The organism is Sinomicrobium pectinilyticum, assembly GCF_003725735.1.
Taxonomy (GTDB): domain Bacteria; phylum Bacteroidota; class Bacteroidia; order Flavobacteriales; family Flavobacteriaceae; genus Sinomicrobium; species Sinomicrobium pectinilyticum.
Genome location: NZ_RJTM01000011.1, coordinates 41,401 through 54,910 on the forward strand (window position 1 = coordinate 41,401; position 13,510 = coordinate 54,910).

At 44.7% G+C, this 13,510-nt stretch carries 10 protein-coding genes; 5 read left to right on the top strand and 5 right to left on the bottom strand.

All coding sequences use genetic code 11. The features are described from left to right. Positions 1-61: 61 nt before the first annotated feature. Positions 62-1,318: an efflux RND transporter periplasmic adaptor subunit gene (locus ED312_RS02160; RefSeq protein WP_123214360.1), complete on the top strand. Its 1,257-nt coding sequence runs from the start codon at positions 62-64 to the stop codon at positions 1,316-1,318. Between the two features lie 88 nt (positions 1,319-1,406). On the opposite strand, the gene tssD (ED312_RS02165) is transcribed toward ED312_RS02160, so the two are convergent. From tssD (ED312_RS02165) to ED312_RS02175, 3 genes are all read right to left on the bottom strand, one after another. Next, positions 1,407-1,802, bottom strand: a complete 396-nt coding sequence (gene tssD, locus ED312_RS02165; protein WP_123214361.1) for a type VI secretion system tube protein TssD — start codon at positions 1,800-1,802, stop codon at positions 1,407-1,409. Between the two features lie 135 nt (positions 1,803-1,937). Further along, entirely contained in the window at positions 1,938-2,324 is a 387-nt protein-coding gene (gene tssD / locus ED312_RS02170; protein ID WP_123214362.1) for a type VI secretion system tube protein TssD, read from the bottom strand. Between the two features lie 200 nt (positions 2,325-2,524). Continuing rightward, a complete protein-coding gene (locus ED312_RS02175) occupies positions 2,525-3,565 on the bottom strand; it encodes an endonuclease/exonuclease/phosphatase family protein (protein WP_123214363.1) in 1,041 nt (346 codons plus the stop codon). 240 nt (positions 3,566-3,805) lie between these two features. On the opposite strand from ED312_RS02175, the gene ED312_RS02180 reads away from it, so the two are divergent. The 3 genes from ED312_RS02180 to ED312_RS02190 are packed head-to-tail and all read left to right on the top strand — an operon-like array spanning position 3,806 to position 9,288. Next, positions 3,806-6,553 (top strand): TonB-dependent receptor, encoded by a 2,748-nt coding sequence (locus ED312_RS02180; protein ID WP_123214364.1) that lies wholly within the window; start codon positions 3,806-3,808, stop codon positions 6,551-6,553. 1 nt (position 6,554) lies between these two features. Then, positions 6,555-8,459: a DUF5689 domain-containing protein gene (locus ED312_RS02185; RefSeq protein WP_123214365.1), complete on the top strand. Its 1,905-nt coding sequence runs from the start codon at positions 6,555-6,557 to the stop codon at positions 8,457-8,459. A gap of 55 nt (positions 8,460-8,514) precedes the next feature. After that, a complete protein-coding gene (locus tag ED312_RS02190; RefSeq protein WP_123214366.1) occupies positions 8,515-9,288 on the top strand; it encodes an amidohydrolase in 774 nt (257 codons plus the stop codon). Positions 9,289-9,325: 37 nt separating this feature from the next. On the opposite strand, the gene ED312_RS02195 is transcribed toward ED312_RS02190, so the two are convergent. Both ED312_RS02195 and ED312_RS02200 read right to left on the bottom strand, forming a co-directional pair. After that, positions 9,326-11,014, bottom strand: coding sequence for an Ig-like domain-containing protein (locus tag ED312_RS02195; RefSeq protein WP_123214367.1), 1,689 nt, complete (start codon positions 11,012-11,014; stop codon positions 9,326-9,328). A 49-nt stretch (positions 11,015-11,063) separates the two neighbouring features. After that, positions 11,064-11,762 carry a ComF family protein gene (locus tag ED312_RS02200; RefSeq protein WP_240642993.1) on the bottom strand — a complete coding sequence of 233 codons (699 nt, stop codon included), beginning with the start codon at positions 11,760-11,762 and terminating at the stop codon, positions 11,064-11,066. 167 nt (positions 11,763-11,929) lie between these two features. Between ED312_RS02200 and ED312_RS02205 the strand changes: the two genes are divergently transcribed. Then, on the top strand, positions 11,930-13,492 hold the full coding sequence (locus ED312_RS02205; protein WP_123214368.1) for a glycine--tRNA ligase: 1,563 nt from the start codon (positions 11,930-11,932) through the stop codon (positions 13,490-13,492). Positions 13,493-13,510: the final 18 nt, after the last annotated feature.

Below are 13,510 nucleotides of genomic sequence, written 5' to 3' on the forward strand. Positions count from 1 at the left end.
TGTCTCAATCGTTGTGCGTCTCAGCCGCCGTAGTCTCTCAACAGTATAAAAAGAAAAAATAATGAAAACAATCCGATTAATAATTTTTATCACCGTAACGCTCTGTCTTACCGCCTGCGGTAAGACCAAAGAGAAGGATACCGATAAGGCTTCTGAAGCCCGGAAAATAACAATCACGGAAGAACAGGATCATCCCGAAGAAAATACAGTAACCCTGACCGGGGCGCAGCGGAAAGCCATAAACCTGAAACTGGGGAATCTTACCGCGGTTGACCTGGACGGGACCATAAAGGTTACGGGCGAGCTGGAATTGTATCCAGAAGACAAAGCGACAGTCGGCTCTTTTATAGACGGGAATATAAGTAGTGTACTGGTAAAACCCGGAGAAAAAGTAAAAAAAGGGCAGGTGCTTGCTTATATCGAAGACCCTGCATTTATCGACCTGCAGGCCGACCTCAGGGAACTCCAGAGCGAATATGAATATCTCGCCCGGGAATTTGAACGGCAGAAAAAATTGTATGAGAATGAAGTGGCGTCCGGGAAGAACTTCCAGCGGATCACATCCGATTATAAGTCGGTTACGGCGAGACTGGAAAGTACGAAAGCCAAATTACGATTGCTCCGGATAAATCCCGAAGCCATTATAAATGGCAGAACTTATAGTGCCCTTCCTGTCGTATCTCCGATAAAAGGTTATGTGAGAGAAATAGAAGTGACCATAGGACAGCGGATTACTACCGGAAATAGGCTTTTCCATATTATAGACAAAGAAAATATCCATGCCGACCTGCTGGTGTATGAAAAGGACCTGGACAAAATCAGGGAAGGACAGGAAGTAACTCTGTATATTGCCAATGATCGTGACAGGCCTGTAAAAGGAAAGATAACGGAAATCGGTAAAAATTATGAAAGTACGATCAGGGCGGTACGAATGCATGCCAGTCTGGAGGGGAATAAAGCACCTTTTGTGCCCGGAATGTTCGTAGAGGGATTGATTGCTGTGGAAAACATGAAAACGACCGCCTTGCCGGAACCGGCTGTAGTAGAAGATGAAGGGAAAAAGTACATTTTTTTAAAAAAAGAGAGTACGGGAGATACGGAAGAGGACGGAGATGAGCATGAAGTACACGAAGCTGAGGAAGCAGGGCAGGAAAAATGGATTTTTGCCAGGACGGAAGTTGTAACGGGAGCTACTATGGAAGGCTGGATAGAGATAACCCCCTTGGATACCATTCCGGAAAGGGCTGAAGTGGTAACGGAAGGTGCTTATTACCTGCTTGCGGAAATGAAAAAAGGAGAGACAGAGCACTCGCACTGATCCCGGGTACATAGGAATAAAAGAAAAAGCTCCGGGGATTATACTTTCCCGGGGCATATGTATTTTTAAGGAGATCCGTAGATATTGTTTATGCCTGCATCGGCCACTTTTTGGTATACGAAGTGTTACCGATGTTTATTTCCTTGGCTGATATAACGATTTCCGTAGTCATGGGTTCGTCACCTATAGCCCGGAATTTCTCGTGATAACGGATACAGTATCCTTTTTTGAAGGAAGTAGTGCGCATACGGCTCATCCCGTCCCGTTTGTAAAAAATAAGTTTTCCGTCTTTGGTCTGGGAGTTGCTGATGACCCAGTCGGAAAAATTATCTTTCATATCGGTTTCCAGTACCAGGCGAATTTCACCGCCTTTGGCATTGGTAGAGGGTTTTCCGTTATGGTCCGTACCCTTTTCTACCCGGATATCATATTCCAGGATGTTATAGGATACTTCATCGATTTCAAACTTGGCTAGAAAAGACATAAGCTATTGGGTTAATACATGGAATGCAGTTATTTTTTCAGAATATTAACGGAAATAAAGGGAGCCGCACGGACTCCCTTTGATAGTAATATTTGATTGGCTCGCTTATTACAATATCAAATGAGAAATGAAATGCTATACCCATTCGTTGATGTGCTCTCCGCCGCCACTGGCGATAATACGGCACGATATGGTAAAAGTTTCCGTAAGAGGATTGTCACCGTTATGGTCAAAATTCTCCCGGTATTTAACGAGATAGCCTTCGGTGAAGTTCACTTCACGGAGTTTGGCATCCGTATCGCGTTTAATATAAGTGATTACTCCGTTCTTACGTTCGAAGTTATTGGTCATCCACTCGAAGAAGAAAGAATCTCCGGTGGATTCTACAGTGAGGTTAATCCGTCCCCCGCGGGTTATGGAAGAAGGGCGTCCGGTAGCATCTACTTCCTGTGCCAGGTCATAATTGGCATTCAGAATATTGACTTTCTTGCCGCCAACAGATAAAGTTGCTTTAAATGACATAATACTTAAAATTTAAAGAATTAAGGTTAACTAATAAAAATACCAAATCAAATATTTAACTATATAGAGCCTGCAAGATATTAAATGCGAATATATTATGCAATGTTCAGTGTTAAGAAAGTGTTGTTTTTCTGTTTTGTAAAGTGAGAAATATAACCGGGGAAAGTAGTCTGCATGAAGATATCTCTGTTGAAATATCCTCAGGGTATTTGCTTTACCAGGTATATGTATACGGGGAAATGGTCGCTGTATCCGCCCGAATATCTTCCGTTGGCATAACTCCTCAGCGGGTAGCCTTTATAGGGGCCTGTCGGTGTGAGCAGATAGCGTTTGTTATAAATGCCCGCTTTCCAGTACCGATAAGAGGATTTGTCCTTTTTAAGGAATTCAGCCGTAAAGAATATCTGGTCGAACAAATGCCATTGATCCCGGTGGGCAAGGGTTCCGAGGCCCTTTTGTGCCATTTTTTCCATAGGATTAAAAAGTTCTCCGTCTTTTATTCCCGCTTTTCTTGTTCTGGTCTTCAGTATTCTTTTTAAACTTGGATCGGCAGGATCATCATTGAGGTCGCCCATACTGATAATTTTTGCAGAAGGGTTTACTGTAAGCAGGGAATCTATGATCTTTTTATTGAGTTCCGCAGCTGCTATCCGGTTTGGCCTGCTCTTCTTTTCCCCTCCGTAGCGGGAAGGCCAGTGATTGACTATGAGATGAACAGGTTCACCGTCCAGGATACCGCTGACCAGAAGCTGATCTCTGGTGTATATTCTGTAACCTTCCTCGGTGTATATTTTTAAAGGAACATTGCTGAAGCTGATAGGAGTAAAAATTTTTTTCCTGTACAATAAAGCGACATCTATGCCGCGATGGTCGGGAGAGTCGAAATGGATGATCCCGTAATCGTATCTGCTCAGGGTGCTATTGCTGACGAGGTCGTGCAGTACATTCCCGTTCTCTATTTCTGCCAGGCCTATAACGTCCGGAGCTGTTCCGGTAACTTCCGCCCCGATTTCGGAAATCACCCGGGCCAGTTTGGATATTTTATCCGCATAACGTCTGGAAGTCCATTTGTAAGCCCCGGAAGGTGTCCTGTCCGCATCGGAATCCGAACTCTGAATGGTATCGAAAAGATTTTCTGCATTGTAAAAAGCGATGGTTTTTACAGTGTACTTTTTCTGAGCGGAAACCATCTGCAGAGAAAATGTTGCGGCAAAAAGTAAAAGAAGTGCAGGTTTTGTCATGTTGAGATATGAGTAGCGTGAAATACGATTATCGGGAGAAAGATAGAAAAAGTATCCGTAGGCATAAAGATCATCAAAATCTAAACCTGCTGAATTACAGTGTTTTTGGGGGCTTCGGCTATTATAGAAAAATTTTATGCTGAAAAATTGGGACTCCTTTCATTCTGTGGTGTAGAATTAAATAGGGGGTATAGTATAATGTATTGAAAGCCTGTACTCCAACTAAAAACAAACCGGAACATGAAACAAAAACTACTACTACTGTTTTTATTACCATACATACATTGTGGTTTCGGACAGACATTTTCCCGTGTCAAGGGAAGGATACTGGACTATCGTACCCGGGTCCCGCTGAAAGACATTCACATCCGTATCGAGGGAACCGCACACAGGCAGCGTAGCGGAACGGATGGTACGTTTGTCTTCGGCGGGATATCTCCGGGTCATTTTTCACTTCGTATCAGTGCAGACGGATATCTTACCAGGACTTTTCCCGTAATTGTTACAGAGAAGGAAGATGTGGATATAGGAGATGTGTTCCTGGAAGAGGATATCTCCGGAGAAATGTCAGAGACCCTTGCCATTATAACAGATAACGAACTGGCAGATGATGAGAGCGGGGCGGATGTTGCATCCGGCATATTACAGGCTACGAGAGACGTATACCTGCAAAGGGCGGCGTTTGATTTCAGCCAGGCCTTTTTCAAGGTAAGGGGCTACGATTCCAGGGAAGGTATTGTAATGCTTAATGGCGTTCCCATGAACAGAATGTTCAACGGCAGGCCCCAATGGAATAACTGGGGCGGTCTGAATGATGTCACCAGGAGCCAGGAACTCTTTTTCGGGTTGTCCCCCTCTCCGTATCATTTCGGGGGAGTACTGGGCAGTACCAATATCATTATGAGAGCTTCGGAATACAGGCCGGGTCTCCGGATATCGTCGTCCGCATCCAACAGGTTTTACAATGGCAGATTGATGGCTACATATAGTTCGGGCATGCAGGAGAATGGTTTGGCATATACTCTATCTGCTTCCAGGCGATGGGCGGGAGAAGCGTATATAGACGGTACTCTGTACGATGCCTGGTCCTTTTTCGGTGCGGTTGAATACCGTTTTAACGAGAGAAACAGTCTTCAGTTTCTGGGGATCTATGCGCCCAATCGCAGGGGAAGTTCGGCGGCGATAACAGGGGAAGTGTTTGATATGGCAGGAAGAAAATATAATCCGTATTGGGGCATGCAGGATGGTGATATCCGTAATTCCAGGGAAAGAAAAATAGAAGAACCGGTGGCGTTGCTGTCCTATTTCCATGAAAGCGACAATTTCCGGCTTTCGGTGGGAGCTTCCTGGCAGTCCGGGACCTATGGAAGGGGCAGGCTTGGATATTACAACGCCCCGAACCCGGACCCGGTTTATTACCGTTATTTACCCGGTTTTTACATTAATAGCCCGTCGGGCGCCAACTTTGAAAATGCTGCTCTGGCCAGGGAAGGGTTTTATGAAAACCCCCAGATAGATTGGGGCACTTTGTATCGCATAAATACCAATCCGTCAGAAGAAGGTAAAAGTGCCTACATACTGTATGACGACAATTCGGATGAAACTGTACTTACGTTCCATGCTTCGGCACGCATTCGCCTGGGGGAGTCGGTGATAGTAGACGCAGGGGGCACCTATAAAACATCAACATCGGAAAACTATGCAAGCATAAGTGACCTTCTGGGAGGGGATTTCCATGAAGATAAGGATCCTTTTACCGACACCGAGAACGATGTAAACGGCGAAATTTTAAAATATAAAGGAGATACGTTCAATTACGATTATAGTATATACGCAAAACAGGCGCAGGGTTTTGTGCAATTGCAGGCCGAGCGCAAAAAGTGGAATGCGTTTTTTGCAGCGAATTTAGGATATACCGGTTACCAGAGAGAAGGCCATTTTTTAAATGAACGTTTCGCAGCGAATTCCTCAGGGAAAAGTGATGCCCTTAAATTTTCGGATTACGGTGTGAAAGCCGGGGGGCAGTACCACATTACGGGGAGGCATACTTTGAGTATCCGTGGCGGGTACATTTCCAGAGCGCCCCTGTTGCAAAATTCCTTTGTGAACCCGAGAGAGAATAACGAATCTGTAAAGAATATTACTTCGGAAACAGTAATCAGCGGTGACATTTCCTATCTCCTTCGCTTACCCGGGCTTACGGCAAAATTGAGTGGTTATTACACCGGTTTCGAAGATGTCACCGATGTGAATTTCTTTTATGTGGATGCCGGTGTGGGCAGTGACTTTGTACAGGAAACAGTCAGCGGTATACAAAAACGTCATATAGGAGGTGAATTTGGCATATCTTACCAGGTATCCCCGGAAGTAAAGCTTACGGCAGTCGGGGCTTACGGGAAATTCACCTATGCGGATAATGCCGATATTGCTATTAATTTCGATACCGCAGGAAGAGAAGAAGACCTTATAAATCCCGATGGGTTCCTGGATCTTGGCGAGGCATCGATAAAAGACTACAAGCTGGCCACCGGGCCGCAACAGGCTTATTCTTTCGGGATAGAATACAGGGACCCGGACTACTGGTGGGTAGGAATGACGGCAAATTACCTTGCGGAGAATTATGTGGATATAGCCAAAATAACACGGACAGACAGCTTTTTTGTCAATCCCGAAACAGGAGCGCACTTTCCCGGTGCTACGGATGAAGCAGCGTCTGCCCTTTTAAAACAAGAAAAACTGGATGATTTTTATCTCCTGAATCTCACCGGGGGAAAATCCTGGCTGATAGATGGCACATATATAGGACTTTTTGTAAGTGTTAATAATGTATTTGACACTGTATACCGGACGGGAGGCTATGAACAGAGCCGCAATGGTAATTTCGGCCAGTTATCCTCTGATATGGCAAGAGGGGTACCTTCATTCGGACCTAAGTACTGGTATGGTTTCGGGCGTACTTATTTTATAAATCTGGCAGTTAGTTTCTGATATGGAAAAAATAAAAAAACATGCAGTAACCATCCTCCTGGTTTTGCAATGGGCCTGTGTGAACAGTACCTATGAAACCCCGGGCACAGGGTGCGAAGAAAAAGAATCTGGGCCCGCTATTACCTTTGCAGAAGTCAAACAACTGTATGGAGATGAGGTAATGCTTATACGTGAAGACCTAGTGATAGAAGGCTATGTTGTCTCCAGTGATAAGACAGGTAATTTTTACGGAACCCTGCATATCCAGGACAGACCGGAACATGCGAAAGAAGGATTTCAGATCGATCTGGATTTAAGGGATTACCATCTTTTATATCCCGTAGGGAAAAAAATATACATCCGGTTAAAAGGGCTATACCTGGGTAAAAGCCAGGGGACGTTCAAGGTCGGAGGGGTGTTTACCAATGCAGGGGGGAGCTTGTCCGTAGGTAGATTGCCTGCTTCCAAAGTTCATGATCATATTTTTGTTTCCTGTGAGGATCCCGTAGATATTCTCCCCGAAACTGCTTCGGTAAATGAATTGGAGGATAAAATGATAAATACCCTGGTGAGAATTACGGGGCTGGAAGTAAGCCCGGAAGACATGTGCCAGCCATATGCGGTTGTCGGAGAAAGCGGAACGGACCGTGTACTAAAAAACTGCAACGGAGAAGAAATTATATTACGCAACAGCGGTTATGCCGGTTTCCAGTCGGAAATACTGCCTTTTGGTAACGGAACAATAACTGCGGTACTTGGAAAATACGGTAATAAATATCGGCTTACCATCCGGGATACGGACGACCTGGATTTCAATGGTGAACGGTGCGGGGGTATTGTATATTCCTGTGATGATGCGGAGGCCGATGCGACCATTGCTTATGTGAGGGGTATATATGACGGAAAGACTGTAGGGATATCCGAAAACATAAAAATCACGGCAACGGTTTTATCTGACCGGGAAGCCGGAAATACGGAAGGAATAAATGCCGTAGTAGAGGATGACACTGCAGGAATTGTTTGTTCTTTCACTTCCGGGCACACATTGGACCCGGGGGACAGGATAGAACTTTTCCTCACCGGTGCTTCCCTGGAAAAAACCGATGGTCTGCTTTACATTAAGAACATTCCGTTGGAGAATATAGTTTCCGTAAAGCCCGGACATCTCCCGGAACCGGAAAATTTAATGCTTTATGATGACCTGGAAGCCTATGAAAGCAGACTGGTGAGGATGGATAGCGTGCAGTTCGAAACGCTGGGAGTTATGTATTCCGGGATACAGGTAGTTACGGATTGTACCAATGCCGTAAAAGTATTTACTAAGGAAGAAGCTTCTTTTTCGCAGGAGACGGTAAATGACGGGAAAGGAAGTATTATAGGAATCGTCTCCGTATACCAGGATGAGTATTGCCTGTTGCTCAGAAACCCGGAGGATTTGGATTTTACTGGACCTTATGAAGATTGCCTGGGCGGAACAAACCTGATGATCACAGAATATGCGGAAGGGTCATCGTATAATAAGTACATTGAGATTTATAATGCTACCGATGTGGATATAGATATGGAGGGGTATGTTCTGGCAAGGGATGATAATGGAAATTCGGATTATGGCAGATATACTATGCCACTCTCCGGGGTTATTGAACCGGGTGAAATATTGGTTTTTGCCAATCCCAGGGCTGAGATATATGGAGGAGAAATTACCGGTACGCATGGGAGTGTGCTCGGCTTCAACGGCGATGACCAGATAATACTCATGAAAAACGGGATGATCATAGATCACATCGGAGTCCCTGAAGGGGAGAACTGGGCAGCAGACAAAACGCTTCGGAGAAAAACAGAAACAATGGAACCCAATACCTCTTATGATAAAAACGAATGGGAAGAATACCCGGCAGATGATGTAAGCGGATTGGGAATGCGTTAACTTAAGACCTTGCGAAAAAATTTATAACTTAGTATGAAATTAAGAAGTAAATTTTATGCAGGATATCATTAAAACCGCCCTTATACAAACCCCTCTTGTCTGGGAAAAACCCCAGGTAAACAGGAAGGTCTTGCGACAAAAAATAAATGAACTTCAACGGGACACTGACCTGGTTGTGCTTCCGGAAATGTTTACCTCCGGTTTTACAATGAACCCGGAAACGGTTGCCGAGAATATGGAAGGTGAAACAATGACATGGATGCGGGAAGTAGCAAAGGAAAATGAGATAGCCATAACAGGAAGTATTGTAATCCGGGAGCAGGGAAAATATTATAACCGTTTGTTATTTGTTTATCCGGACGGAAAAGTGGAGCACTACGATAAAAAACACACCTTTACCCTGGCCGGGGAAGATAAGGTATACGATACAGGTACTAAACGTCTCGTTGTAGAATATAAAGGATGGAAGATCTGTCCGCTTATATGTTACGACCTGCGTTTTCCGGTATGGGCGAGAAATACGGAAAACTTTGATCTGCTCCTGTTTGTGGCGAACTGGCCTTCCCCACGGATAGGTTCATGGGACATACTCCTGAAGGCAAGGGCAGTAGAGAATCTTTGCTACTGTATCGGGGTGAACCGGGTGGGCGAAGATCACAACGGACATCAATATCCGGGACATTCCGCCGTATATGATGTACTCGGACGGCAAATGGCATTTTCCCAAAAGGAGGAGACCCTGTACGCTACGCCGGATAAAGAGAAAATAACCTACTACCGAGATAAACTTCGTTTTCTGGATGACAGGGATGAATTCCAATTCCTTTGATACCTTTTTCCGTACTTTTTAAAGGACCTGCGGAAAACTATTCTTCGATATTGGCCGGGACACTGTCTTTCTCCGGAGCTGTTTTGGGTGCCGGCGGGGCGGGGTCTCTTAAGATAAAATCCTGTTCTATCTCCCAATTCGCCTTTATATCCAGGACACCCGGGAAATGACTTACCCTTTCCGGTTGCCTCTTTTCCAGGTAATCGCCGGTATCCCATTTACCATTGCCATTATCGTCATAAATCACCCGAAGAAGGTATTTACCCGGATTGAGATAGTTGAAATCGTAATAGCTCTTCGTTTCTTCGGCATAAATCTCATCTTTTATTTCTCCTTTTTCCGTAGTAAGCTGAAGGATGATCGGAAAAGAATCGACATTGCTCAGGATCATGCGGAGGTTTCCGTAATCGGCAAAGCTTTTGGTGCTCAGGTTGTAAGAGAGCGTGTCATTGGTTTCCCCGAAAAAATCATCTATGGCGCCCGGTAACAGGGTAACCTGATATTTTTCATTCGGAAGTGTTTCCCATTTGAGTCGGACAAGATTTTCTTTTTTATCGATCTCCGATGTAAAATCAACAGCGACGGAATCCTTGTTCAGAACGGAGATTTTTTCCCTGGTAACCGAACTGATGGGAGTACTGGCGCCGATGGAAAAAGGATCTTTGAAAGACAGACTCCCTTTTTGTGCGGGAGAGAGGGTAAGGGTGTCGCTATATAATTCTTTTATTTTTACCGTAAAAGTATCCCGGACCATGACGCGCGGGTTTGTCACCTTAAAAATAAGGGAATCGGCCTGAAGGGGAGTAAACCAGTAATGCAGGGTGTCTTTCTCTTTGTCTTTTATGATCCTGTACCTGTAATCTGCAGGGGGTTCGGGGTAAAGCATATCTATGGCAATGCTATCCGCATTCACGGTACCTTCATATCCGAAAATGATCCTGTTCTTGGCAGCAAGTACCGGCCGGGCAGCCCGGTAATAAGAATTGTCCTCAAATAAATTCAGGCGGTACACCGAATCGGTAGGGACATCGATAAAATCTTTAATAAAGGCAATCTTATCCGTTTTAGGCACATACGTATTGGTGCCTGAATTATCCTTCAACCCTATCAGCATATATTTCCCGGCCTTTATATTGGTAATCTGGAATGTACTTGTGCTGTCCAGGGTATTGGTGATATAGGTGGGGACCTGCTTGTAAACGATAGAATCGGTATACGTGGAATCTATTTCATAGAGCATTACGGATACGAAATTATCCGGTTTTTTCTGAATGGCATCTGTTATATACCCGTTTACGGTAAGGGAATCTACATAATCTCCTGTAGAAAATACATATTTGAAAAAAGAATACGGGTTTTCTTCATTATTGTCTACGATACTCTGCCCGAAATTGAATACATATGTAGTATTTTCTTTTAAGGTATCGCTTATTTTAATGTCTATGTATTTGCTGGCATTCCCCTGCGGCATGATCTGTGGTGTGGTTTTCATGGGCGGGGATACGATAAGCTGCTTCTGGATATCCTTCAGCTTAATGTATTCGTTAAAATAGATACGTATCCTTTTCGCTTTGAAATTGGTGCTGGATGTATCGGGCTCTGCCAATACCATTTTCGGAGGTGTTATATCCTTCTCTCCGCCGGTGGGGGAACCACGTTTGGCACAATTCAGAAGGGTCAGAAAAATGCATAGGAACAGCCCTGTATTTATTGCCTTTTGTCTCATGTAAACAAACTTGTTTGTCGCCTGACAAAGTAACGATTATTTTTAAAAATTACACGGTCATTGCCATAACGGCAATACTTACTTTAACATTCCCGTGTTTTTGCAGGGCACGGGCACAGCGTTCCAGCGTTGCTCCCGTGGTTATCACATCATCCACAAGTAAAATGTGGCAGGGAGCAAATGCTATTCCCTGTCTGATATCAAAAATACTTTCGCTTTCCTTCCAGCGGGCCAGCCTGTTTTTAAACGCCTGGGCTTTTATATTGGTTGTTTTTATAAGAATATCTTCACGATAGTCCGCCTTAACGGCATCGGCAATACATTTTGCAAAGGCGGTAACCTGGTTATACCCCCTTTTTCGTTGTTTTTTAGGATGCAGGGGCACCGGGATAACCATGTCTATCTTGTTTCGGAGACCGGTTTCCGAGAGACAGGCCCCGTACCATTTCCCCAGAAATATTCCTATGTCTGACTGACCTTTGTATTTCAGGTGGTGTATCAACTGCTGCACAACTCCTTTTTTGCGGAACAATAAAAAGGCTGCGGCAAATTCTATTTTTACCCTGCCGTAAAATATTTTTTCTACCGGATTTTCGCGGATAAGATGGTATTCCGTCACCGGGAGCCGGTGCCTGCATACCGTGCATATGGTACGCTCGCCCGGAGATAGACGGACCGAACAACCCGGGCACATTTCCGGAAAGAGCAGGTTGTATATATCCCTTACAATTCGGAGAGCAAGTATCAATTTTAAGGTTTTGGTTCTTTCAAATTTAAGGATTACCCGGTAAATAGGCATGAAAGCCGGTAGCAATATGAAAACACTTAGGGTTTGTAACAAAAAATAACAACAAAACCCTCTTTTTTCGGTGGGAATGTCTTATTTTTCGCGGTTAAAAATTCTATTTTTGCGCTATGGCAAATCAAGACGAACATTTTAAGAAAGTAATAGCTCACGCAAAGGAATACGGTTATATATTTCCTTCGAGTGAAATATACGACGGGCTCAGTGCAATATACGACTATGCACAAAATGGAGTAGAACTCAAGAAAAATATCCGCGAATACTGGTGGAAAGCCATGGTGCAGATGCATGAAAATATTGTGGGAATAGATGCCGCGATCTTTATGCACCCCACTACCTGGAAAGCTTCGGGCCACGTAGATGCCTTTAACGATCCGCTTATAGATAACAAGGATTCCAAAAAGCGATACCGGGCCGATGTGCTTGTGGAAGATTATGTGGCAAAAATTGAAGCGAAGATAGAGAAGGAGGTAGCAAAGGCACAAAAACGCTTTGGTGATGCTTTTGATAAAGAACAGTTTCTGGCCACTAACGGAAGAGTTATCGAATACCAGGAAAAAGCAGCTACTATACTTAAACGTCTCGGGAAGTCCCTGGAAAATGAGGACCTTGCCGATGTAAAGGCACTTATCGAAGAATTGGAGATCACCGACCCGGAGACAGGATCGAAGAACTGGACGGATGTAAAACAGTTTAACCTCATGTTCGGGACCAAACTGGGTGCCTCGGCAGACAGTGCCATGGACCTGTACCTTCGTCCGGAGACCGCACAGGGAATCTTTGTCAACTTTCTCAATGTCCAGAAGACCGGAAGGATGAAAATTCCGTTCGGTATAGCACAGACCGGAAAGGCCTTCCGGAACGAGATCGTAGCACGCCAGTTTATTTTCCGCCAGAGGGAATTCGAACAGATGGAAATGCAGTTTTTTGTTCGCCCGGGTGAGCAGAAGAAATGGTACGAAACCTGGAAGGAAAACCGGTTGAAATGGCATCTTTCTTTGGGAATGGGAGAAGAAAACTATCGTTTTCACGATCATGAAAAACTGGCTCACTATGCAGATGCGGCCACGGATATAGAATTCAGGTTCCCGTTCGGGTTCAAAGAACTGGAAGGTATCCACTCCCGTACGGATTTTGACCTGGGGAACCATGAAAAATACTCAGGTAAGAAACTGCAGTATTTTGATCCGGAACTGAATGAGAGTTATGTGCCCTATGTGGTAGAGACTTCCATAGGCCTGGACCGGATGTTCCTGGCAGTCTTTTCCAATGCCCTGCAGGACGAAGAACTGGAAAACGGTACCACAAGGACCGTATTGAAAATACCGGCAGTGCTGGCCCCTACCAAAGCAGCTATCCTGCCACTGGTGAAAAAAGACGGACTACCGGAAGTGGCGCGTAAGATCGTGGATGAACTGAAGTGGGACTTCATGGTGCAATACGACGATAAGGATGCCGTAGGGCGCCGTTACCGAAGACAGGATGCCGCGGGTACCCCGTTTTGTATTACCGTGGACCACCAGACGCTGGAGGATGACACGGTAACCATCCGTCACAGGGATACTATGGAGCAACAACGTGTTCCTGTTTCGGAACTCCGCAATATTATTTTCCGTGAGACAGACATGCGCACCTGGCTGGTTCGTATGGATCATGTGGAAAAGAACGTATAGCGCATACAATAAAGGGTA